General features: G+C 63.7%; 20 protein-coding genes. 11 read left to right on the top strand and 9 right to left on the bottom strand.

Annotated features, from left to right (window positions below):
• Positions 1-50: 50 nt before the first annotated feature.
• The 7 genes from D5125_05125 (at position 51) to D5125_05095 (ending at position 7247) form a co-directional block, all read left to right on the top strand.
• Positions 51-626 carry a hypothetical protein gene (locus D5125_05125; GenBank protein QFY88906.1) on the top strand — a complete coding sequence of 192 codons (576 nt, stop codon included), beginning with the start codon at positions 51-53 and terminating at the stop codon, positions 624-626.
• Positions 627-1028: 402 nt separating this feature from the next.
• Positions 1029-2777, top strand: coding sequence for a lipid A export permease/ATP-binding protein MsbA (gene msbA, locus D5125_05120; GenBank protein ID QFY91061.1), 1749 nt, complete (start codon positions 1029-1031; stop codon positions 2775-2777).
• Positions 2770-3990 carry an O-antigen ligase family protein gene (locus tag D5125_05115; GenBank protein ID QFY88905.2) on the top strand — a complete coding sequence of 407 codons (1221 nt, stop codon included), beginning with the start codon at positions 2770-2772 and terminating at the stop codon, positions 3988-3990. The genes msbA and D5125_05115 overlap by 8 nt, the downstream gene beginning before the upstream one ends.
• Complete coding sequence (locus tag D5125_05110) at positions 3987-4760, top strand: glycosyltransferase family 2 protein (protein QFY88904.1); 774 nt, start codon at positions 3987-3989, stop codon at positions 4758-4760. The genes D5125_05115 and D5125_05110 overlap by 4 nt, the downstream gene beginning before the upstream one ends.
• A complete protein-coding gene (locus tag D5125_05105) occupies positions 4760-5827 on the top strand; it encodes a glycosyltransferase (protein QFY88903.1) in 1068 nt (355 codons plus the stop codon). Before D5125_05110 ends, D5125_05105 begins: the two co-directional genes overlap by 1 nt.
• The gene (locus D5125_05100; protein QFY88902.1) at positions 5812-6528 is read left to right on the top strand and encodes a class I SAM-dependent methyltransferase; all 717 of its coding nucleotides are present in this window, start codon (positions 5812-5814) and stop codon (positions 6526-6528) included. Before D5125_05105 ends, D5125_05100 begins: the two co-directional genes overlap by 16 nt.
• The gene (locus D5125_05095; protein QFY88901.1) at positions 6525-7247 is read left to right on the top strand and encodes a methyltransferase domain-containing protein; all 723 of its coding nucleotides are present in this window, start codon (positions 6525-6527) and stop codon (positions 7245-7247) included. Before D5125_05100 ends, D5125_05095 begins: the two co-directional genes overlap by 4 nt.
• Before the next feature lie 9 nt (positions 7248-7256).
• Here the strand turns inward: D5125_05095 and D5125_05090 are convergent, their stop codons facing one another.
• Both D5125_05090 and D5125_05085 read right to left on the bottom strand, forming a co-directional pair.
• The gene (locus D5125_05090) at positions 7257-8321 is read right to left on the bottom strand and encodes a glycosyltransferase (protein ID QFY88900.1); all 1065 of its coding nucleotides are present in this window, start codon (positions 8319-8321) and stop codon (positions 7257-7259) included.
• A gap of 119 nt (positions 8322-8440) precedes the next feature.
• Positions 8441-8836 (bottom strand): hypothetical protein, encoded by a 396-nt coding sequence (locus D5125_05085; protein QFY88899.1) that lies wholly within the window; start codon positions 8834-8836, stop codon positions 8441-8443.
• A gap of 165 nt (positions 8837-9001) precedes the next feature.
• On the opposite strand from D5125_05085, the gene D5125_17370 reads away from it, so the two are divergent.
• On the top strand, positions 9002-9163 hold the full coding sequence (locus D5125_17370) for a hypothetical protein (GenBank protein QPB72213.1): 162 nt from the start codon (positions 9002-9004) through the stop codon (positions 9161-9163).
• A gap of 70 nt (positions 9164-9233) precedes the next feature.
• On the opposite strand, the gene D5125_05080 is transcribed toward D5125_17370, so the two are convergent.
• The 7 genes from D5125_05080 to D5125_05050 all read right to left on the bottom strand — a co-directional run bounded on the left by D5125_05080 (position 9234) and on the right by D5125_05050 (position 19280).
• Complete coding sequence (locus D5125_05080; GenBank protein QFY88898.1) at positions 9234-10046, bottom strand: mechanosensitive ion channel; 813 nt, start codon at positions 10044-10046, stop codon at positions 9234-9236.
• A gap of 3 nt (positions 10047-10049) precedes the next feature.
• Entirely contained in the window at positions 10050-11267 is a 1218-nt protein-coding gene (locus D5125_05075) for a hypothetical protein (GenBank protein ID QFY88897.1), read from the bottom strand.
• 558 nt (positions 11268-11825) lie between these two features.
• Positions 11826-12188, bottom strand: a complete 363-nt coding sequence (locus D5125_05070; protein QFY88896.1) for a hypothetical protein — start codon at positions 12186-12188, stop codon at positions 11826-11828.
• A gap of 186 nt (positions 12189-12374) precedes the next feature.
• Positions 12375-13985 carry a methyl-accepting chemotaxis protein gene (locus D5125_05065; protein QFY88895.1) on the bottom strand — a complete coding sequence of 537 codons (1611 nt, stop codon included), beginning with the start codon at positions 13983-13985 and terminating at the stop codon, positions 12375-12377.
• Between the two features lie 307 nt (positions 13986-14292).
• Positions 14293-15402, bottom strand: coding sequence for a response regulator (locus tag D5125_05060; protein QFY88894.2), 1110 nt, complete (start codon positions 15400-15402; stop codon positions 14293-14295).
• A gap of 156 nt (positions 15403-15558) precedes the next feature.
• Positions 15559-18258: an EAL domain-containing protein gene (locus tag D5125_05055; protein ID QFY88893.1), complete on the bottom strand. Its 2700-nt coding sequence runs from the start codon at positions 18256-18258 to the stop codon at positions 15559-15561.
• Positions 18255-19280, bottom strand: coding sequence for an ABC transporter substrate-binding protein (locus D5125_05050; protein ID QFY88892.1), 1026 nt, complete (start codon positions 19278-19280; stop codon positions 18255-18257). Before D5125_05050 ends, D5125_05055 begins: the two co-directional genes overlap by 4 nt.
• Positions 19281-19534: 254 nt before the next feature.
• Between D5125_05050 and D5125_05045 the strand changes: the two genes are divergently transcribed.
• From D5125_05045 to D5125_05035, 3 genes are all read left to right on the top strand, one after another.
• Positions 19535-20101, top strand: a complete 567-nt coding sequence (locus D5125_05045) for a dCTP deaminase (protein ID QFY88891.1) — start codon at positions 19535-19537, stop codon at positions 20099-20101.
• 194 nt (positions 20102-20295) lie between these two features.
• Positions 20296-21045, top strand: coding sequence for a substrate-binding domain-containing protein (locus tag D5125_05040; protein QFY88890.2), 750 nt, complete (start codon positions 20296-20298; stop codon positions 21043-21045).
• Positions 21046-23106 carry a response regulator gene (locus D5125_05035; GenBank protein QFY88889.1) on the top strand — a complete coding sequence of 687 codons (2061 nt, stop codon included), beginning with the start codon at positions 21046-21048 and terminating at the stop codon, positions 23104-23106. It begins immediately after the preceding gene.
• The last annotated feature ends 9 nt before the right edge of the window (positions 23107-23115 follow it).

Raw genomic sequence — 23115 nt, 5'->3', positions numbered from 1 at the left:
TTACAGAGGGCCTGAAATAGGTGCCATTGGTGTCGATGAGGCGAACAGCGATGAGTGAAGAAAACAAGACGGATGGTCTGGCGCGTTTCGGCAACAACCGTATCAGCCAGGAGGAACTGCGGCAAAAGCGCGACAGCCTGGATCAGGCGCGGGATCAGTTGGAACGCATGAACCGGCGCTTCCCCGATCTGGCGTCGAATTTTGTCCGCAAGATGCTCGGCAAGAGCGGCCCTGCCCCCAGCGCAAGGCCGCAGCCGCAAACGCAAGAGTCGGTTCAAACCCAGGCTCAGGCCCAGGCACAGATCGAGAAAGAGGCGCTGGCGGAGAAAAAACTCAGGGACATCCCCGGCCTGGAGAAGCTGGTGGCGGGCATGGTGGGCCAGATGAGCGTGGAAGAGGTGCTGGAGACCCTGAGCCGAGACCACGGCATAGAGATAGATTCCGTCGCCCTGGCGCGGGTGGCTGGGGTCAAGGCCTACGGCATGATGCTCAAGCGCGAGTTGGAGCAGTATGAGCAGAATTTCCTCTCCGAAGAGCAGATCGCCGAACTCTGGAACGAGGCCGATATCTGCGTACCCGGCGGCGGGCTCTGGACCGCCAAGGCCATAGAGCAATTGAAGCAATGACAGGTACCTGGTTACATTCAGCCTGACGACGGGGGCGAGCAGCCACCATTTAGCAAAATCGGACCTGATTACTTATGTGTCTCAGCCATTATCCCGGCTTGGCTGGCCCTGTACGTCCTGGGTTGAGAGGCCGACCTTGCCGTGCGGCATAGGGCGGGCCGCGCCCGCCGCCAAGCCACGGCAATGAAGCCTGCCCCTGGTGGTTGCGCGGCGGCCAGGGGCCGCCCTATCCGATTGGCCGAGATTTGTGGGTAGTCAGGAATACCTTTACAATTCTGCCCTCTGCGCGTTTCTCGACGCTGGCATCCAGCTCCTTTCCATGCAGTCGGTTGCATCCTCTGCGTCCTTTTTGGTTCCGGCTTCGCCGGGTTAGGTAGCCCATTGAGCAACAAGATCTTGCTGCTGCGCCTGCTGGGCCAGGTGCGCCCCTACTGGCGGCGCTTTGCCCTGGCGGTGTTGGCCATGCTTGTCTTTTCCCTCAGCCAGGCCTCCATCCCGGCCCTGCTGCAGCCCCTGCTGGACGGCACCTTCGTCGAGCGCGACGAGCGCTACCTGTTCTGGGCCCCCATCGGCCTGATCCTGCTCTTCAGTGTGCGCTCCCTGGCCAACTTCACCAGCACCCTGGGCTTTGGCTGGGTGGCCTCACGGGTGGTGCTGGACCTGCGCCGGGCCATGTTTCGCCGCTATCTGCAGCTGCCGTGCCACTTTTTTGACCAAAACAGCAGCGGTCGGCTGATCTCCAAGGTCACCTACGACGCCAATCAGGTCACCCTGTCGGCCAATCAGGCCCTGATCAGCCTGGTGCGCGACTCCCTCACCGCCCTGGGGCTGGTGGCCTACATCATCTATCTGGATTGGCAGATGAGCCTGCTGCTGGGCCTGCTGTTCCCCGTGGTCGCCCTGGTCATCGCCTTCATCGCCCGGCGTCTGCGGCGGCTCAACGACGAATTGCAGGGCCATTACGGCCAGCTCACCGAGACCCTGGAGGAGACCATCAAGGGCCAGCGCGAGATCAAGGTCTTCGCCGGGCAGGACTACGAGGCGGCACGGCTGGATGCCTCGGCCAACCGCCTGCGTCTGTCGAGCATGAAGATCCTGGTCACCTCGGCGGCCAATGTGCCCATAGTGGAGATCCTCGGCGCCCTGATCATGGCCCTGGTCATCTACCTCAGCGCCAACCCCGGCCAGGGCAGCCTGACCGTGGGCGAGTTCATGGCCTTTCTCACCGCCTTCGTCCTGCTCCTGCCGGCGGTGAAGAATCTGACCAAGGTCAACGCCCAGGTGCAGCAGGTGCTGGCGGCGGCGCACAGCGTCTATGCCGCCATCGACCAACTGCCGGAGCCGGACGAGGGCCAGCAGGAGGCCGAGTTCAAAGGCCAGGACCTGGTGTTCGAGGAGGTCAGCTTCCAGCACCCCGGCCAGCCCCAGCCGATCCTGCAGGGGCTGAACCTGAGGCTGGTGGCGGGCACCAGCACCGCCCTGGTGGGCCAGTCGGGCAGCGGCAAATCCACCATCGCCAGCCTGATACCCCGCTTCTATGAACTCAGCGGCGGCCGCATCCTGCTCGGCGGGCAGGACATTCGCCAGCTCAGCCTAGCGGCCCTGCGGCGCAACATCGCCTATGTCTCCCAGGATGTCATACTGTTCAACGACAGCGTCGCCGCCAACATCGCCTACGGTCGCCCGGAGGCCTACAGCCAGGCGCAGATCGAGGCGGCGGCCGAGGCGGCCAACGCCCTGGAGTTCATCCAGCAGATGCCGCAGGGCTTTGCCACGGTCATCGGGGAAAACGGGGTGCGCCTGTCCGGTGGCCAGCGCCAGCGCCTGGCCATCGCCCGCGCCCTGCTCAAGGACGCCCCCATCCTGATCCTGGACGAGGCCACCTCGGCCCTGGACAATGAATCCGAACGTCAGGTGCAACAGGCCCTGGATGGCCTCAAGGGCCAGCGCATTACCCTGATCATCGCCCACCGCCTGAGCAGCATAGAACAGGCTGATAACATAGTGGTGATGGACGCCGGGCGGATTGTGGAGAGCGGCAGCCATGCCGATCTGCTGCGCCGCCAGGGCCAGTACAGCCGCCTGCTGCAGCGCCATCAAACCGAAGCGGAGACTGAACCTGAACTCGAACCCTATGCCGCCAATGCCTGAGATAAGCCTACCCCTGATCAGCCGCTTTCTCGGCCTCATGCTGCTGGCCTGGCAGCCCTTTTTCAGCGGCCCCCGCCTGCCCAGCCTGCTGCTATGCTGCATCGGGCTTTGGCTGCTGGCGCGGCGTCAGGTGGATTTCTCTCGCGGCGGGGAGCAGCGCCTGGGCCTGGCCTTTGTGCTGCTGCTGGTGCCGGTGCTGATCTCCCTGCCCGGCTCTTTCGATCTCAAGGGCAGCCTGCTGGTGGTGCTTGGACTATCGATCTTCTTCTGCGTTGGCCTGGCCCTGCTAGCGGGCCTGCGGCGGCCACAGGATCTGGCCTGGCTGAACCGCTGGCTGCTGGTGGTGGTGCTGGCCTGGGTACTGGATGGCTTTGTCCAGCTGGCCCTGGGGGTGGACCTGCTGGGCCATCCGATCCTGGCCGATGGGCGTATCTTGGGGCCTTTTCAGGATAATCTGCGGCTGGGGCTGTTTGTTACTCTGCTCATGCCCCTGGTACTCTGGGATCTGACCCGGCGGCGGCCCCTGCTCAGCCTGCTGCTGATCCTGGCCATTGGCGTCATCGCCGCCCTGTCTGGCGCCCGCACCAATCTCTATTTCCTGCTGCTGGGACTGGCCCTGCTGCTGCCCTTGTTCAGCTGGAGGTATCGCTTGTCCCTGGCCCTGGGCCTGGTGCTGGTGCTGCTAGCCGGGTTTGCCCTGTCGCCGGTGATGAATGAGCGCATGGATCGCTTCACGGCCATGGCCCAAGGCTCCGAGCATGGCCTGTTCCAGCGCCTGGACCATGTGCTGTCTGGCCGCATGAGCATCTGGAATACGGGCCTGCGCATGGCCCGGCAGCGGCCCCTGACCGGGGTGGGCGCGGGGGCCTTTGAGGAGGCCTATCCCCATTTTGCCCCGGAGGACGACCTATTCCTCAAGCACAGGCCCTATCATGCCCATAATATGTACGTCTCGGTGCTGGCCGAATCCGGCCTGCCCGGCCTGTTGGCCCTGCTCCTGCTGGCTGGGCTGATCCTGCGCTGGATGCTACAGGCCCCGCCAGTGGCCCGCGCCCGGGCCGCGCCCTATGCCGCCTCCTTGGCGGTGATCGCCTTTCCCGTCAGCTCCCAACCAGTGCTGTTCAGCATGTGGTGGTTTCCCCTGCCGCTGTTACTGCTGACTGGGCTGCTGGCTGCCCTGCAACAGGGTAAAGAGAGCCCCGGCCCCGCATGAAACACTTACCTCTATCCGTGTTCATCATCGCCCAGAACGAGGCCGACCGTATCCCGCTTTGTATCCAGGCGGTGCGTGATTGGGTGGATGAGGTGATTGTGGTGGATTCCGGCAGTACGGACGACACCCCAGCGGTGAGCGAGGCCCTGAGGGCGCGGGTGCTGTTCCATGCCTGGGCGGGCTATGGGCCGCAGAAGTGTTTCGCCGAGGCCCAGTGCCGTAACGACTGGGTGCTGAACCTGGATGCCGATGAGGAGGTCTCCGCCGAACTGGCGGCCGAGATCCAGGACCTGTTCCAGGGCGCAGGCCCCGAGGTCGTGGCCTATCGCATCCCGGTGCTGCCGCTCTATCCCTTTCAGAACAAGGGTCATCCCTGGACCGCCTTTCACCATCCGGTACGGCTGTATCGACGCGACTGCGCCGGCTTCAAGGCCGAACGGGTACATGACTCGGTGCGGGTGCATCAGGGCCAAATCGGTGACCTGCGCGGCCTGTTGATCCACCGCTCCTTCCGTTCCCTGAGTCATCACATCGACAAGGTCAACAGCTACTCCAGCGCCCAGGCCGAGGTGCTGCTGGCCAAGGGGCGCAGACCCAGCCTGCTGGCCCTGCTGCTGATTCCACTGCTGGCCTTTTTTAAGCAATATCTGTTACGACGGGAGTTCGTCAACGGCGTCGATGGCATTGTGGTCAGTCACATGTACGCCTTTCAGCGCTTCATTCGTCTGGCCAAGCTACGCGAGCTGCACCGCTTGCGAAAGAAGGGCTGATGCCCAGTGTGCTCTGGTGGGGCCGCTTTGACCCCGAGTATGCGCGCAATCGCATCCTGCGTCGGCTGCTGAACGAGCTGGGCTGGCAGGTACGCGACTTTCGACCGCCTATCAGCGCCCTGGCCGATTGGCAGGCGCGCCTGACGGGCATCCCCCGGCCCGATCTGCTCTGGGTGCCCTGTTTCCGCCAGCGCGACCTGGCCGCAGCCCGGCGCTGGGCCCATCGGCAGGGCCTGCCGCTCATCTTCGATCCGCTCATATCGGCCTATGACAAGCAGGTATTCGAGCGGGCCAAGTTCGCCGCTGACAGCCAGGCGGCCAGGCACCTGCTCCGCTGGGAACAGGGCCTGTTCCAGGCCGCCGACCTGCTGCTGGCCGATACCCAGGCCCATGGGGACTACTTTGTCGAAACCTTTGCCCTGGCCGCCGACCGACTCAGGGTTGTGGCGGTTGGCGCCGAGGAGGATGTTTTTTTGCCTCAGCCCCTGCCGGAGGCAAACAAGCCCATGCGCGAGGCGCTGTTTTACGGCAGCTTTATCGAACTGCAGGGGCCTGAGGTGATCGTCGAGGCGGCTCGACGCTGCGCCGATCCTTCCATCCGCTGGACCCTGCTCGGCCAGGGGCCGCTGTTGGCCCGCTGCCAGCAGCTGGCCCAGGGCCTGGATAATCTGCGCTTCGAGCCGCCCCTGGCCTACGCCCAGCTGGCCCAGCGCATAGGCCAGGCCGATGTCCTGCTTGGGGTGTTTTCACCGGGAGAGAAGGCCGGGCGGGTAATCCCCAATAAGGTCTATCAGGCCCTGGCCTGTGGCCGACCTGTGGTGACCCGCGAGGCCCCTGTATATCAAGGGATTGCCCCGGATGCGCCGGGGCTGGTGCGCATCCCGCCCTCCAGTTCCCTGCTATTGAGCGAGGCGGTACAACTACTTTGCATGAACGGCCAGCGCCTGCAGAAGGCGGCGCAAAATGCCCATGCCCTGTATAAAATGCACTTCAGCCAAGGGCTGATCCGTGCCCAACTGAGCCATGCGCTCGACGCTATCCAGGAATTCCGATGCCGTCCTTCTTGAAAAAACTCAGCCGACGTCTGCGCCACCCCTTTAACAGCAGATACGCCTTTGCCCGTCTGCGTGCATACCATACCCAACCGCGTAGCCTGGAGCAGGTGGTGGACTGGGCGATGAACTTTGGTGGTGGCGGTTACATGCGCGTCAAGACCATGCAAAAACCCGCCGAGATCACCGCCCTGGCCCAGGCGGTACAGGCGCTCCAGCCGCGCCTGATCCTGGAGATAGGCACCGCCAGCGGCGGCACCGCACTGATCTGGTCCTATCTCGCCAGCGAGGCGCTGATCAGCTGTGATATCAAGGACATGACCCCGCAGCGCCCGCTGTTCTCGCGCTTTCCCCCGCCCGGTTCCCAGTGTCAGGTCAGCCTGCTCAGCGGTAATTCCCACGAGCCCGGTTTCAGGGCCCAGGTGGAGGCGGTTCTGGACGGGCGTCCGGTGGATTTCCTGTTCATCGATGGCGACCACACCGAGGCCGGCGTGACGGCGGATTATCGGGATTACAAGCACCTGGTGCGCCCCGGCGGGCTGATCGCCTTTCACGATATCTGTGAAAAACAGCCCCTGGCGAGCAATCAGGTACAGTACCTGTGGCGGCGGCTCAAACCCCTGGCCGAGGTGGAGGAGTTTATCCACGACCCCCAGCAGTCCGGCTTTGGCATCGGCATTCTGCGCGTGCCTGATGAGGGAGCCCCGGATCTATGAACCCAGCAAGTCCTGTCCGGCCCCTGCCGGACTACCGCAGCCTGCCCGAGTTCGCCAACCGCAACACCCATGCCACGGTGGAGCGCCTGCTGCAACAGTATCTGGGTGATCTCAACGGCAAGAGAATCTGTGATCTGCCCTGTGGAGCCGGATCCTTCTCGGTACGCCTGGCCAGCCTGGGGGCCGAGCCCGTCCCGGTGGATATCATGCAGCATGAGCCTTTCTACTATCATGCCGACCGGCTGCAGCTGGCGGATGCCGACCGGGGCATCCCCTGCGCCGATGCCAGCCTGGATGCCATGGTCTCCATCGAAGGCATAGAGCATTTCGAGAACCCCACCCAGTTTCTGCGCGAATGCGCCCGGGTGATCAAGGCCGATGGGCTGGTCTTCATCAGTACCCCCAACGTGGATGCTCTGCGCTCACGCAAAAGTCAGTTTCTCAAGGGCTATGCCCGCTTCTTCAACCCCCTGTCCCTGTATGAAAAGGCGGCAGGGCACCAGTGCCCGATCGACATGGTGTTCTTCCATGGCGCGGCACGCAGGGCCGGTCTGGAGGTGGTGGACATGGCGGTGAATCGCCCCGGCAGGCCCTGGCTGGCGCGGTTGTTGGTACCCCTGTTCAGCCGCAAGCTGCCCGAGCCGATGCGCGGCGTGATCCCGCTGTTTGGCGATGTAATCATCTATGTGTTGCGCCATAAGGGGCGCACTGAGGCATAAACCTAAGGCTCATGGGCTTAGTCTATCCCTAAGCCCAGTGTTCTGCCCAGTAGGGTCCGGCGCAGGCTGTCCGCTGACCTCTTGGTAAAACTCAATCAGTCGGGGGACTATCTGGCCGGGGCTGAAGCGGCTTGCCGCTGCGATGGCCTGCTCACCCAGCTGCTGGCGCAGGTCGGCGGAGGCGGCCAATTGGCGCAGGCCCTCGGCCAGGGCCTGGGGGTCTTCCAGCGGGGTCAGCCGTCCGCCACCCTGGGACAGCAGCCAGGCCGGGCCTGGGGTGCGCGTGGCGATCACCGGCAGGGCCAGCTGCATGGCCTGCAGCAGGGCCAGGCCAAAGGACTCGGCCCGGGCGGCGGAGGCAAACAGATCAAAGGCGGCATAATAGGGTAGGGGATCCGCCACCCAGCCGGTAAAGACCACCCTGGGCGGGGCCATGGCCCTGAGCCTGGGCATCTCGCCGCCATCACCCAGCAGCAGCAGGTAGGCATTATCCAGCTGGGCCTGGGCAAAGGCCTGGAGCAGCAAATCCATGCCCTTTTCCGGGGCAAAGCGGCCAACGCTGCCGATGACCAGGGCATCGGCGGGTATGCCCAGGCGCTGCCTGATGTCCTGGCCCGCCTGGCTGTGCGGCCTGGCGCTGTGCAGAAAATTGGGGATCAGCGCCACCCGGCCAGGGTAATCCCGGTGGATGCCCTGGCGCTGCCAGGGGGCGACGCAGATAAGCCCGTGCAGATGCCGATAGTCCTTGTGTTTGTAGTGCCCGTGCAGGCTGGCGATGCAGGGCAGCCCGAGTCGAGCGCTGGAACTGAGCCGTGCCGCCTTGCCCAGGTGGCAGTGCAGCAGTTGTGGCTCAAAATCCCGGAGTAGGCGGCGCAGCGCCCGACCCCTGAGCAGAGTCGGCAGCAGATCGACGCGCACTCCGCTATCGACCAGTGCGGTCGGCTCCAGCCAGCCGTCGTGGCGGCCAATCAACTGCACCTGCAGGCCATGCCCCCGCAACTGCCGGGCCAGGTCCAATACATGCCGCTCGGCACCACCAAAGCAGCGGGAAAGGATCAGTAGAGAGATACGCATGGCGGCAGATTAGGTTTTAACCTCAGCGGAGGGGGCGAGTCGTTGGGCGCAAACCCTCCTGCTCAAGGGGTCACCGGGATGGCTCGGACAAATCCAATAAAGTCGAAGCGGGTCAATCTTCAATCGTAATCGAGTTCGGCGAGTATGGCGTTGAGTTTGCCCTGCTCTCCCCCTGCACCGCTCAGGCTGCCGTTTTTGGCGGCCTCTTCGATGGCCTTGAGGCGAATCTTTTCCAGATACTCGGCGCTGCACTGCTTCACCTTGGCCTTGATCAATTCCAGCTGCCGGGGGATATGACCCATTTCACGCACATAGGTCTCGATGAACAGGCCTGGGTTTTTCTTGATCATCACCGTCGGGGTGGCACCACGATTGAGATTATTGAAGTCATCGCACCAATCCTCAGGTGCCGGGTGAGAAAGCTCGAAGATCAGATCGATGTAGGGCTCCTTGCGCACAATGGGTGGCCGCCTGGGGTCCAGGCCGATGATTTTCAGGTTGTTGATGCTGTCCAATTTGCCTTGTCCTCGGTTGTGAAAGGGCTCAGCATACCCCGGTTGCGCCGGATGCGATACCGGGCCAGGGGCAGGCCTGGCGCGTGGGGCCTATTGCCCCTTGCCAAGGGCGGGGGAATTGGGGAAACTTAGCTGGCGTTTTGCACAACCAATGGAGCCTTTAAGATGAAAAAAGTATCTGCAATTCTGATGTCCGCGCTCTTCGTCATTGCCCTGGGCATGGTGTCGGTGAATGCCTCGGCCAAGGGTAATGTGGCCAGTAGCTACGGTAAGGTAGTCACCGGTGACAAGTCCTGCGTCAAGGGCAGTGGCAGAAAGCTCTGCTGAGACCCTGCACAGGCACGCTCGTCAGACCCGCCCTTGGCGGGTCTTTTGTTTTGTAAGGATCAGGCAACGTTCACTCAGGCCGGAGGCTGGTCGCCGTCAGGTTGCAAAAGCGCAGCCCCAGCGCCCTGAGGGCGGCCTTGCCGCGTATGCACAGGTCCGTGCTGAAGCGGAATTGCTGGGCGGAATCCACTGGGTAGGCCTTGAGCCGATAGTGGGTTCCCCAGGGTTGTTCGCTGATGATCACGGCGATGGGCTCATTCAGGGCCAGGTAGGCGCTGGTAAGGGCGACATCCTCCAGGGCCTGCCGCGCCAGGGCGGCATCGTGCCCGGGATGCAGGTAAAAATCGCTACAGCACTGCAAGCGGGCGTTACCGTTGTTGGCGTTGACCACGGGCTGTGACCAGAGCAGGCTGTGCGGGACCAGCACCCGGTCGTCATCCGGGGTGACCAACTCCACCGAGCGCATGCCGATATGGCGTACCTCGCCGTAGTGCTCGCCCAGGCGCACCCAATCACCGGCGCGATAATTCTGCTCACCAATGGCGACAATGCCGGCCAGCAGGCTGCTGGCGTAGTCCTTCAGGGCAAAGCCCAGGGCCAGGCCCACCGAACTGAGCACCAGGATCATATTCTGCAGCGTGGGCTCTATGATCAGCGGCAGGGCCATGCTCAAGGCGACAAGGATGATCAGCAAGCGGATGAAGGGGGCCAGGGCCAGCAGATAGAGGCGCTTGCGTCCGGGCAGGCGATTTGCCAGCCAGGGGAGCAGGCGTTGCACCAGGACCACGAACAGGCTGGCAAGCAGCCCGATAGCGGCCAACTCCCACAGGGTGGCGCTGTCCAGGGTCTTGAATACCCGGACTATGTTTTCTGATTCTGGCATGGGCTAAAACTCATCGACAAGATAGTCCTGCACCCGCAGCAGGCGCCGTACCGAGGCATAGGCGGATGGACGCAGATACCAGCCTGGGCCCTGACGACCGATCAGCCCGGCCCGGTACAGCTGACTGAGCACGGCGGCGCTGCGGTTGGGCGACAGCGGCAGCACCCCGGCCAGCATGGCGGCATCCAGCCCGCCGTGCAGCAACAGGGCGTGCAGCATCAGTATCTGCTCCTCGCTATTGCCCACCGGCAGGTTGGGCTCCGGCAGCATCTGGGTGACCCACAGGTTCTCCTCGAACAGGGGGCTGCTCGCGCTGTCCTGATCGGCATTGGCGGCGTCTTTCGCGTCCGTATCCAGGGAGGCATCCGGCTCCGAGCGCAGGCGTTCGCGCCAATAATGCAGGGCCAGGGCGACGTTACCCCGGCAGTAGGCGGCCAACTGTACCAGCTCTTCCCCCGGCGGCCGGGCCTGCTCACTGGGCACGCAGATGATATCGCGGCCGGTGGTGGCATTGCTGAAGCGCACCTGGCGGCCCGCTTGTGGCTGTACCATCTGGCTGAACAGTCGCTGCAGGCGTTCCGCGTCAAACGCCTGCAGGGTTAGGGCCTGGCCCCTGGGCAGAGGCAGTATGTGTTGCAGATAGGCCCAGGCCCAGCTGTCGCAGGCGATCAGCCCCTTGCCCAGCTCGCCCTGGTCCAGACGATGAAACAACTGCCGCAGCAGGTTCAGGCCGGCAGCCTGGCGTAGGTAGCAATGCTCCAGGTGCGGCAGGACCCAGAACCCCGCCTCGCTTGGCCAGGCATTGAACCAACTGGGGTCGTTGTCAAGGATCTGATGGTGGGTTGGCGCGGCAATTATGGGGGCCTGATGGTGCTGGGCCAATGACTGAAGGGTTTGCTGCTGGGGGCAAAAGGGCTGGCTGATCACAAAGCGGCACGCCCTGTTGGCCGCTTTCTCCTCCAGCCAGTCGTGCAGGGCCAGTTCCAGGGCCTTGGCCAGGGCGGCGTTGGGGATGGGGGCCACCAGATGGGCCAGACGCACCTCGGCCAGGCTGCTCAGCTCCTTGTCTTGCTTGAACGGCGCGGGGTCTGCCTTGGGGCGGCGAAACAGCTGCTTGAAGCTGCCCCAGGCATTGTTGGCGGCGCTGCGGGCCGGCAGGCCGGGCAGCTGGTAATCCCGCAGGGGGACAAATTGCCACAGATCGGGCGGGGTGTCTGACATGGAGTTAGCCCTATTGCATCACTGGGTTCAGCGGTTAGTTACCTATCAGACTGGGCTCACCTAGAAGGTGTTGAGTGTTCGCTTTCCAACACGCTTTCCAACACATTGATTTTTCTCTGTGTACTCGGCTCTGGCTCCAGGCTTCGCCCTACCTCCTCCGTCCATGGAGTCGTCTGTGACTCTGTGGCCAAATGCTCTTTTTAGGGTCATCGGTTTGGCATGACCTGCATCCCTGTAGGCCAGATGGCGGAAGTGCCGGTGTTGCCGGGAGCACTCGCCGCCCTCCCCCCAACCCCCTCCCGGAGGGATGCTGGAGGTAGAACAGCGTCTGGAACAGCTGTCGAGGGAGCAAGCGAGCGCTTCGCGACTTTCATACCAACGGACATGGAGCGGACAGCGCCACCCCGGAACATGAAACATCTCTTGGCGGCTCCGGGACTCGGGACTCGGGACTCGCGAGTTGCCACGGATGTTTCACAGTAAGGCCCCAGCAAAAAGACCGCTGCCCGAGGGCAGCGGCCTTATCTTTGGCACCTGGGCCGGGCTCAGGAGATGGGGTCAGGCCGAGGGCGAGGTACCGAGCAGGGCGGCGGCCGGGTCGCGCTGGACCTCGCCTTGGGCTATCAGGGCCTGACTTGGATTGCTGTACAGGCTCTCACGCACACTGCTCAGGGCCTGCTGGGCATCTGCCTGGGTTTGCAGGGTGGTGGTCTCGGGCGCTACGGCGGCGGCACGCTGGCCGCCCGCGCTGAGCTGGGGCTCGTTATTGGGAGCGGCACCTGGGTTGGCGGCGGGGGTTGGCCGTTCGGACTCAGCAGGCGCGGCCACTTCAGCGCCCAGGGGCTGCTGCTGGCCGTTGAGGTCACGCAGCTGACTGGCGATGTTGGCCATGTCATTGTTGGCGGCGATTGGGGTAAGCATGGTACGGCTCCTGATACGTCAAATTTCTGCGGTTTGTTGGGTTTGGTGGTTCGGTAGGATCTTATGAGCAATTACCGGGCCAACACCCTGATGCCCAACTATTGGCCTTGCTTACCTAGAAACATAGCACTTAACGGCAGATTTTTCTATATCGGATTGCGAAAACCCTGTCTTCTGTTCCCTGAATCACAGCTTAAACCGCCCCACCAGGGTCCGTAGTTGGTCGGATTGATGGGCCAGTTGGGTGCCGGTTTCCGAGGCCTGGTCGGAGACATCCACCGAGTGATCGGCGGCGCTGCTGATGGCGTGGATGTTGCGGTTGATTTCTTCGGACACCGCGCTTTGCTCCTCGGCGGCGGTGGCGATCTGTGCGGTCATGTCGTGGATGGTGCTGACCACCTTGCGGATATCCTGCAGGGAGCGGCCGGCGCTTTCGGCGTATTCGGTGGTGGCCTGGGCCCGTTGCTTGCCGTTTTGCATGACATTGGCGGCGGTGCTGGCCCCGGCCTGGAGTTGTTCGATCATCTTTTGGATCTCGTTGGTGGACTCGGCGGTGCGCGAGGCCAGGGTGCGTACCTCGTCCGCCACCACGGCAAAGCCACGGCCCTGCTCACCGGCCCGGGCGGCCTCGATGGCGGCATTGAGCGCCAGCAGGTTGGTCTGCTCGGCGATGCCGCGAATCACATCGAGCACCGAGCCTATGGTCTCGCTCTCGGCCTTGAGGCGGTTGATGGCATCCACCCCATTGACCACCTCGGTGGCCAGTTGGTCGATGGCGCTGATGGTCTCGTTGACTACCTTTTGACCCTTGGTTACCTCCTCATCGGCGCGGCCGGCGGCATCGGCGGTGTGGGTGGTATTGCGTGAAATCTCCTGTACCGTGGCGACCATTTCGTTGATCGCGGTGGCCACCTGTTCGATCTGGGAGCGTTCCTCGGCAACGATGTTGCTGGAGGTCTCGGAGATCGTGCGGATGCTGGCCACGGCCTGGTGCAGGGAGCCCACGCCGGTCTCTATCTCTTGCAGCGAGTTGCGCAGATGGCCGCGCATATCGCCGATGGCCGCATCCAGTTGCGCCAGTTCGGCATGGAAGCGGATCTGCTCCCTGGGTTCCTGAAGGTCGCCCTGGGCGATATTGGCGGCGCGCTGAACCAGGTATTTCAGGGGCTTGAGGGCGCTGAGCACGAACAGGATTCCCACCAGGCTGAGCAGGGCCAGTGCGGCGGTGCCGATCAGTACCACCAGGCGGGAGTGGTCAATGGCCTGGGACAGTAGTTGCGTGGTCTTGGTTTTGGCCGAATCGGTGCGCTCCAGCAGGGTCTCGACGTTTTTGGTCATGCGCTCGGCGGCCTCGTCAAAGGTGGCCATGAAGGCGTTGCCGCCGGCCGGGCCTTGCTCGACATAGAGTTTGGCCATTTTTTTGCCGGTTTCGTAGTAGTTATCCAGGGCCTGGCCCAATTGGCCGTAGTAGCTCTGGTTGCCGGGGTCCAGTTCACGCAGCCTGGCGATCAGTTGGCGGGATGTTTCGTAATGGCTGGCGGCCTGGTCGAAGCCGTCGTTCAGCCCATCCAGGCCGCGGGTGGCGCTGATGTCGGTGAGCCATTGCTGAATCTGCACCACATGAAAGCGGAAGTTGAGCGCCTCGATCTGGAATGGGCCGATCTTCTGATTCAGCTTATCGTTGTTCTGCTCGATGCTGTCGGTGGCGTGCCAGTTGCTGTAGATGGTGGCGATGGCGCACAGCAGGATCACGATCAGCTGGATCTTTACGCCGCTGTTGATGGTCAGTTTTTTCATGCTCGCAGGTCTCGGCATCCGGTGTTGAGGGGGTTGAGAGTTATTTCGACCAGTTTGGAAAAAAGCTGAGTTATTTATTGAAACGCGGTAGCTTTTTGGCGCTGTGGTCTTGTGGTGGGTGAAATGCAGAAACTGTGCCAGGTTAGGCGGGGTGCGGGCGTTGCTGTGAAACATCCGTGGCAATTTACGAGTCCCGAGTCCCGAAGCGTCCGGAAGATGCTTCAGGTTTCGGGGTGCCCCACGCCTAGCTCGGATAGGCGTGGGGTCGCTCCATGTGCCTTAGGCCGAAGCCGGGCGCTCGGGCCGGTCAGGGGGTCATGGAGTTGATCAGGCGGCTCATCACCTGCTGGAACTGGGTCTCGATCTTCTCCTCTTCCTCGAACAACTCCTCCAGCCGGTGGCTGCTGTCGCGGATGAAGCGTTTGATTGCCTCTTCCTGGTTTTCGGTCAGGCCGAGGGTGAAGAACAGGTTTTCGATGTCCTGTTCCAGATTGCCCATAATGGCGCGGGACTGGGAGAGCTGTTCGTTGCGCTGCTGGTGCAGGTTCTCCAGGGTGGTCTGGCTGGCCTGCATGATGGCGCTGGCCTCCAGTCGGCTGCTGATGGCCTCCTTGTGCTCGCGCATTTCCATCAGACGGGCCGCCAGCACGTCCAGCAGCAGGGCCAGGTGGTCCGACAGAAGGTTGGCGTCTTCCAAGTTTTCGGGCAGGTTGCGCACCAGCAGGGAGACTACCTGGGGCACGTTGAGGGAATAGCGCTGGCCAAAGCTGAGGATGCCACCCTTGGCATTGAGCTTGAGCAGGACCTCCTGCTCCAGGGGGCGTTCGCGGCCATCGCTGAAAAAGCTCATCGGCTCCTCGAAGCAGTTGACCAGGATGCTGCCCTCCAGCTTGAACCGGCCCAGGCAGTCAAAAGCGGTGTCGCAGAGGTCTTCCAGGCTCTGGCTGCCGAAGCTGCCACGGATGAAGTCCACCACATGATTGAGCCCCTGGGCATAGTGCTCTGCCTTGCTCAGGGCCTGTTGCGACTGTTGGCGCTGCTGATACTCGGCCACCTGCAACATAACCTTGCGCAGCACCTCCTCGCCATCGAAGGGTTTGGTGATGTAGTCATCGCCACCGGCCTCGTAGCCGGCCAGGCGGTCATCCCGGCTGGTCAGAGCGGAGACGAAGATGATTGGTACCTGGCTGGTGGCCGGTACCTCGCGCAGGGCCTTGCAGGCGCTGTAGCCGTCCAGGCGCGGCATGTTCACATCCAGCAGGATCAGCGCCGGGGCGCGTTGCGCGGCCAGTTCCAGGCAACTGTCGCCGTCGTCCGCCAGGCCCAGCTCAAAGCCCTCCTGGTCGCTGAACAGGTCTTCCATCAGCACCCGGTTGAGGGGCTCGTCATCGGCGTAGAGAATGTAGGTCTTTTCCATCGGGTTTCCTGGTTGGGGTTGAGCGGGGAGGAGTTTACCCCGTCTTGCCCCAGTCATATAGTGGGTCATTGGCCGCGTGCCAGGTCGCCCGGCAGGGCCGGCCTCCCAGGACCGCCTCCGGGCAGGCGTCCGGAGCTTTCAGGGGGTTGCAACGCACTAGCTCGTTGCTATCCGTGGTTCCTGCCGGTTGCGCTCCAGCCAGAGTTCGAACTCGGCCAGGGGCATGGGCTTGCCGAACAGATAGCCCTGCAGGCAGTCGGCCCCCATCTGGGCGAGGAGTTCGGCGCATTCGCTGGTCTCCACCCCCTCGGCCACGGTCTTCATCTCCAGCGCCTGGGCCATGCGGATGATGGCCTGCACCATGGTCTTGCCGTCGGGCTGGAATAGGCGGCGAATGAAGGAGATGTCGATCTTCAGCTCATTGGCCTGCATCTCATGCAGCTGGGACAGCGAGGAATAGCCGGTGCCGAAGTCGTCTATGGCCAGGTGAAAGCCCGCCCCGCGCAGACGCTGCACGGTATCGGCCCCGCTTTCCACATCGCTCAGGGCGACGCTTTCGGTGATCTCCAGGATCAGCTGTCCGGGCCTGAGGCCGCGCTCGGCCAGTTCCTGCAGCAGCCACTCGACAAAGCCGGGGATGAACAGCTGACGCTTGGAGATGTTTACCGCCACCCAGAGGTCGTAGCCGAGCTGATTGAGGCGGCACAGGGCGTCCAGGCTGTCGAGCAGGATCTTGTTACCCAGGGCACCGATCAGCCCCAGGTTTTCCGCCATGGGGATGAAGGTGGCGGGGCTGATCCAGCCGTTTTCCGCATCCTGCCAGCGGGCCAGCACCTCCAGCGAGGTGCAGGCATGGCTGCGGCTGTCCACCACCGGCTGGAACCAGGCCTGGATTAGGCCCTGCTCCACCGCCGCGGCCAGGCGGTTCTGGATGTACAGCTCCTGCTTGCCCGGCCCCTTGCTGCTCATATCGTGGAAGAAACAGAGCTGGTTGCGCCCCTGGGCCTTGGCGAAGAACATGGCCCGGTCGGCCTGGGAGAACAGGGTCTCCATCTCCTCGCTGTCATTGGGATAGACCGCCACGCCCATGCTCAGGGTCATGCGGATCTCGTTGTCCATGACCTCCAGGGGCTGCTGCAGGGCGCTGATCACCTTGCCGGCCACGGTGCGTATATCGTTCTCGTCCTGCATCTCGGGCAACAGCAGGACAAATTCGTCGCCACCCCAGCGGGCCAGGGTGTCGCCCTTGCGCAGGCTCTGTTGCAGGCGGTCGGCAAAGCTCAGCAGCAGGCGGTCGCCGGCCTTGTGGCCGAGGCTGTCGTTGACCAGCTTGAAGTGGTCCAGGTCGATGAAGCAGACCCCCACCATCTCCTCATTGCGCGCCGCCAGACGCAGGGCGATCTTGAATCTGTCCTCCAGCAGCACCCGGTTGGGCAGCTCGGTGAGGGCATCGTGCAGGGCCATGTGGCTGATCTGCTGCTCATGGGTGTAGGTCTGGGTGATGTCGCGCAGCACCCCGCGCACGTTCTCCACCCGCCCGTGGCGGTCGGCAAAGGCCAGCAGGCGCGCCTCGATCCAGAGATCATGGCCAGCCCGGCCACGGCCCTTGGCATGCAGGCGCAGGCGTAGGGTAACGCCTTGCTTCTGGCCCTGAAACAGCTGCTCGGCCTGGGCCTTGAGCAGGGGCAGGTCATCCGGGTGGATCTGGCTGTGGATGCAGTCGCACTGGCCGTCTTCCTGATGGCACAGAGCGCTCCAGGCCGGGCTGGCGCGCAGGATGCGGCCCTCGGCATTGAATTCGATCACCGCCTCCTCCAGCAGCTCCAGGGTCTGTAGATAGCTGAGCTGCTCCTGTTCGCGCTCCTCGATGGCGGCCACCAGGTGCTCGAAGGCCAGCGCCGTGTCCTTGATCTCGTCGTCCCGCTCCAGGGCCGGGGCCAGGGCCGGCAGCAGCTGGTTGCGGTCGTGCTGGCGGGCGTAGCGACGCGCCCCCTGGCCAAGGGATTCGATGCGCCGCACCGTGCCCCCCAGCCAACGGCCCAGGCCGTACCAGAGCAGGCCGAGAATGAGCAGGGCCAGGGCCACCGGACGGGCCACGAACTGGCCATGGGGCAGCAGGTCGCCCAGGTCGCGGTAGGCCAGCAGCACCGGGTAGGTCTGCCCCTCGGCCGCCTCATCGCGAGGCCAGGGTATCTCCAGGCGCAGGTAGCGGGCCGGGTCATCGAGGGCGTCCACTGGCTCGGCGCTGGAGCGGGCCACCAGACGTCCTTCATGGGTCAGCTCCAGCTGGGTCTGGGGGATGGCCCATTCGCTCAGGCTGGAGTGGGAGAGGGTTTTGAACAGCACCAACTGGCCCTGACCCTCGCTGCCCAGCCACAGGGGGATGCGGTAGATGCGGTAGAGCTGGTGGTACTGCGGCTCATACAGCCAGTGCGGGGCCTGGCTGGCCTGTAACAACAGGCTGTCGCTTTCGGCCCCGTGCCGATAGATGGGCTTGCCCGCCGGGTCCAGCACCACCAGGTTAGAGAAGGTGCTGAAGCTCCACTGGGCGTTGAGAAAGGCGGTGAGCATGGGCCAGCGCTCTGCCGACGGGCGCTCCAGGATACGCGAGAATTCAATCCGCGCGGCCAGTTGCAGGCCCTGGGACAGTTGCTGGCTGCCCAGCCGCGGCAACAGCTGGTTGTAGTGGGCGCGTACCTGCTCGCGGCGCTGCTCCAGATCCCTCTGCTTGAGCACGCGGTAGGACAGGGAGGTGACGGCAAAGATCAACAGCGTCACCAACAGGCCGATGAGCAGCAGGCGGCGCTTGGCCTGGCCGCGCAGGGCACCGCGCTGAGGACGGGGTGACGGGCTCAAGGCTGTATCCCAGTCCAGCGCCCATCGATCAGTTGGCGGAGGTCCATGCCCTCGGGCAGGCTCGTGCCGGTGGCCTGCAGAAAGTTGCGGCTGGCCTCGATCTCGCCCTCGGTGAAGGCGGCGTTGGCCGAGTAGATCGACGGCAGCCGGGTCAGGGCGGCGCTCAGGTCGTCCGCCCAGCTGGTGTCCGGGATGGGCAGTTGCTGGATGATCTGGCGTGGGGACTTGTCCCGCATCCAGTCCAGCGCGCGCAGCAGCATCTGGATCAGCAGCCGGGTGCGTTGCGGCTCCGCCGCGACGGTCTTGGGGGTGCTGGCGATGACCGCGCGCAGGTGGCCACGGGCGGAGATGTTCTGGCATTGCTCGGCATCGTTCAGGCTGGCCAGCAGCTGGCCATGGCCGGCGCGCAGCAGGGCGCTGGAGAGGGGTTCCTCGCAGAACACCGCGTCCACCGCGCCGCTGGCCAGGGCACCGTACATGCCGCTGAAATCGATGCTGGTGGGCACCCAGCGCACCTGATCGGCACCAATGTCGTGGGCCGACAGCCACAGCTCCAGCAGGGTGCGCGGGTAGGACTTGGCCGTTTCGCTGCCCAGCGGGGCGCCTATGCTGCGCCCCTTGAGGTCCTCCATGCGGGTGATGCGCCCGGCCAGGTCCTTGCGTACCAGCAGCACATAGGGCGGCATGCCGCTGCTCAGCGAGGCCAGGGCCACCACCGGCTTGCCCTTGCCGGCAAAACGCGCCAACACCGGAAAGCCGACGGCGGCAAACTGGGCATCGCCCGCCACCACGCGCTCCAGGGCCGGCACCCCGCTGGGCATGTGGCGTATCACCAACTGCGCCCCCAGGGCCCGGTCCAGGCCCAGCTGGGGGATCAGCTCGATGGGGATGAAGGGCAGCAGGTGGGGGCCGGGCACATTGATGCGGATCAGCAGGGGCGCGGGTTCATCGCCCCTGGCCGCAGCCAGGCCGCCGGTCAGCCCCAGGGCCGTGATCATTTGCAGAAACTGACGCCGGTTCAAACGCTTGTCTCCTGATTTGGGTTATGCCGAGCGGCTTTGGCTGAATTGCGAAATCGCAACCTTGCCGAGTCTAGCAAGATCAGAGGACAGAGGACAGGGGACAGGGGACAGGGTTTTGCGTCGCTACGCGACAGATTAGGTAAACCTGACGCGCAGCGCCTCTGTCTTCTGGAAGGGCGATGGGATTTTGTCTGAGCTGGGCTTGCGGGTACTATCCCCGGCTTGGCATGGTGTCCGGCAGACGAGGGGGCGAGATGAGTATCAAATCAGACAAGTGGATTCGGCGCATGGCCGAGCAGGAGGGCATGATCGAGCCCTTTGAGCCGCATCAGGTACGCGAGGGCGAGCTGGGGCGGGTGATCTCCTACGGCACCTCCAGCTATGGTTACGATATCCGCTGCGCCGAGGAGTTCAAGATCTTCACCAACATCAATTCGGCGGTGGTCGATCCGAAGAACTTCGATGCCAACAGCTTTGTCGATCTCCAGTCCGACATCTGCATCATCCCGCCCAACTCCTTCGCCCTGGCGCGTACTGTGGAGTATCTGCGCATCCCGCGCAATGTGCTCACCATCTGCCTGGGCAAATCCACCTATGCCCGCTGCGGCATTATCGTCAACGTCACCCCGCTGGAGCCGGAGTGGCAGGGCCATGTCACCCTGGAGTTCTCCAATACCACGCCACTGCCGGCCAAGATCTACGCTAACGAAGGGGTGGCGCAGATCCTTTTCTTCGAGTCCGACGAGGTCTGTGAGACCTCCTACGGCGATCGCGGCGGCAAGTACCAGGGCCAGCAGGGGGTGACCCTGCCCCGGCCCTGAGGCTACTCGACCAGGATGATGCAAGGGAGCCGGGCTTGACAGTTTGAGACAGCCTGGGCTTTTTGCGCTCTGCGGGGCTATAGCATCCTTTTCGATTTGCGCTAGACTTGGTCTCAGGCTCCCCGTCAAGCCCTGTTGACGGTCAAGCGGCACGCAAAGACAAAGCCGCAGGGGCCTGCCACCGGAGTGAAGCCTTGAGCCTGAAAACCCTGTCTGCGCACGCCCTGCTGTTGTCGCTCCTGCTCGTCCTGAGCGGCTGCGGTCATGAGCCCGCAACCCTGCTGGTGTATGCCGGCAAGGGCCTGAAGTACCCGGTGGAGGAAATCAGGCGCCAATACGAGCAAATCAAGGGCGTGCAGGTGCAGGTGGTCTATGCCGGCAGCGATACCCTGCTGGCCACCATTCGCAAGACCCACAGGGGCGATATCTACATCCCCGGCTCCAAGACCTATCTGCAACAGGCCGATGACCTGGTGGTGCGCGCCAGCGCCATCGCCTGGCATGTGCCCGTGTTCGCCATCAGCACCGGCAAGATCGACCGATTGCGCCGCTATGAAGACTTGCTGGCACCTGGGGTGCGTATTGCCATAGGCAACGGCCAGATGGCCGCCATCGGCCGCGTTGCCGACAGCCTGCTGCAACAGATGCCTGCCGAGCAGGGCCTGGCGGAGAATATCCGGGTACGGGCCTCGACGGTGAACGAGTTGATCGACCTGGTGGCCACAGGCCAGGTGGATGCGGCCCTGATCTGGCGTGACATGCTGCGCTGGTCTCAGGGGCGGGGTCTGGGTCAGGTGCCCCTGCCGGAGCCGGTCAATCTGGTCAAGGAGGTGCCCGCCATCCTGCTCTCCACCAGCACCGCGCCCGATGCTGCGGCGGACCTGTATGACTTCATCCAGTCCAGGGGAAAGGAGATCTTCCGCCAGCACGGTTTTGAGCGCTAGATGCCCATTCGACTGAAGCTCCTTGCGGCCTTTTTCTCGGTCTCCCTGGTGGCCCTGGGGATCAGTTATGGCATAGGGCTTTATGTGCAGAACAAGGCGGTGGCGGTGTTTGAGCGCGTCGGCGGGCATGTGCTTCCCGGTAGCATGGCCGCTGCCCAGCTGGCCGCGGAGCTGTACCGCGTCGAGCGCCTGCTGGTGGACTTTGCCGCCGAGCCCAGCGAGCGCCAGCGTGACAGGATCAAACAGGGCCTGGCCCAGCTGGCCAGCTTTCAGCTGGAACACGGTATGTATCATACCGATGACGATCTGGCCGAGAAGGTGGAACACTATGCCCAGGCCTATGGCCGTCTGGTGACCCAGTATCTGCTGCTCAGTGGCGACCCCGCTGCCGAGCCGCAGCGGCAGAAGACGGCCCAGCGGCTGCACCGCCTGGTGCAGGACTTCGACCGCGAAATAATCCCCCATATCCGCGCCGATGTGGCCTACAGCTATAGGCGCGTGGCCGATATCGAGAAGGTGGGGCCGCAGTCCCGCCGCTGGCTGGCGCTGAGCAGCATTCTGTTGCTGGGGTTCACCCTGTTGGTAAGTCTGTACATCGCCAAGCGTCTGTCCCGGCCCCTGGCGCAGCTGCGTGACGCCGCCCTCAAGGTGGGCGGCGGGCAGCTGGATTTCCGGTTCCAGACCGATAGCCGGGATGAGATCGGCGAGCTGGCCCATGCCTTCAATCGCATGGTCGAGCGGCTGGCGACCACCCATGATGACCTGCTGCGGGTCAATCAGCGGTTGCAGGCCAGCATTGCCGAAAAGACCGGGCTGGTGGATGAGCTGGTGGACTATCGCCTGCACCTGGAGCAGCTGGTGGAGGAGCGTACCGCCGAGCTGGCCGAGGCCAAGGCGGCGGCGGAGTCGGCCAATCAGTCCAAGGGGCAGTTTCTGGCCAATATGTCCCACGAGCTGCGCACGCCGATGAACGGCATCATCGGCATGACCCACCTGGCCCTGCAATCCCAGCTCAACCCGCGCCAGCGCAACTTCATCGAAAAGGCGCACAGCTCGGCCCATAACCTGCTGGGGATACTCAACGATATCCTGGATTTCTCCAAGATCGAGGCGGGCCGACTGGAGATCGAAGAGACCGAATTCCGCCTCAACGACGTGCTGGACAACGTGCGCCACATCATCGGTCTTAAGTGCGCGGAAAAGTCCATCAGTCTGGAATGCCGTCTGGACCAGCGCCTGCCCGAGTCCCTGCGGGGCGACCCCCTGCGCATTGGCCAGGTGCTCATCAACCTGGCCGGCAACGCGGTGAAGTTCACCCCCCAGGGCGGCCAGGTGGAGGTCGGTCTGGAACGGTATGAAGAAACAGGCGAGTCCTTGCAGCTGCACGGCTGGGTGCGCGATAGCGGCATCGGTATCAGCCCGGAGCAGCAGGCACGGCTGTTCCAGCCCTTTGCCCAGGCGGATGCCTCGACCACGCGCAAATACGGCGGCACCGGTCTCGGGCTTTCCATCTGCAAGCACCTGCTGGAGCTGATGCAGGGCAGTATCTGGGTGGAGAGCCTACCCGGTCAGGGCAGCACCTTTCACTTCACCCTGGGCCTGGAGCGGCTGCACGGCGAGCCCGCAGCAGACCCCAGGGTGCGGGTTAACGGCGACCCCAGCGCGGCCATCGCCCAACTGCGTGGGGCCAAGGTGCTGCTGGCGGAGGATAACCTGATCAATCAGGAGCTGGTGTATGAGCTGCTCAGCGGTCAGGGTATGCTGGTGGAGGTGGTCGGCAATGGGGTCGATGCGCTGGAACTGCTCGACCAGGTGGCCTTTGACGGCGTCTTGATGGACTGCCAGATGCCGGTGATGGATGGCCTGGAGGCAACACGGCGCCTGCGTCAACAGGCCCGCTTCAAGCAGTTGCCGATCATTGCCCTGACCGCCAACATGATGCGCGGTGACCGGGAGAAGTGCCTGGCTGCGGGCATGAACGATTTCATCGGCAAGCCCATCAACCTGTTCCAGCTGTACAGCACCATGGCCCAGTGGATACAGAAGACAGAGGACGGATGACAGAGGTGC

The sequence above is a fragment of the gamma proteobacterium SS-5 genome, from assembly GCA_009497875.2.
Classification (GTDB): Bacteria; Pseudomonadota; Gammaproteobacteria; order Chromatiales; family Chromatiaceae; genus Magnetovirga; species Magnetovirga frankeli.
This window is presented reverse-complemented; position numbering and strand designations above follow the sequence as displayed.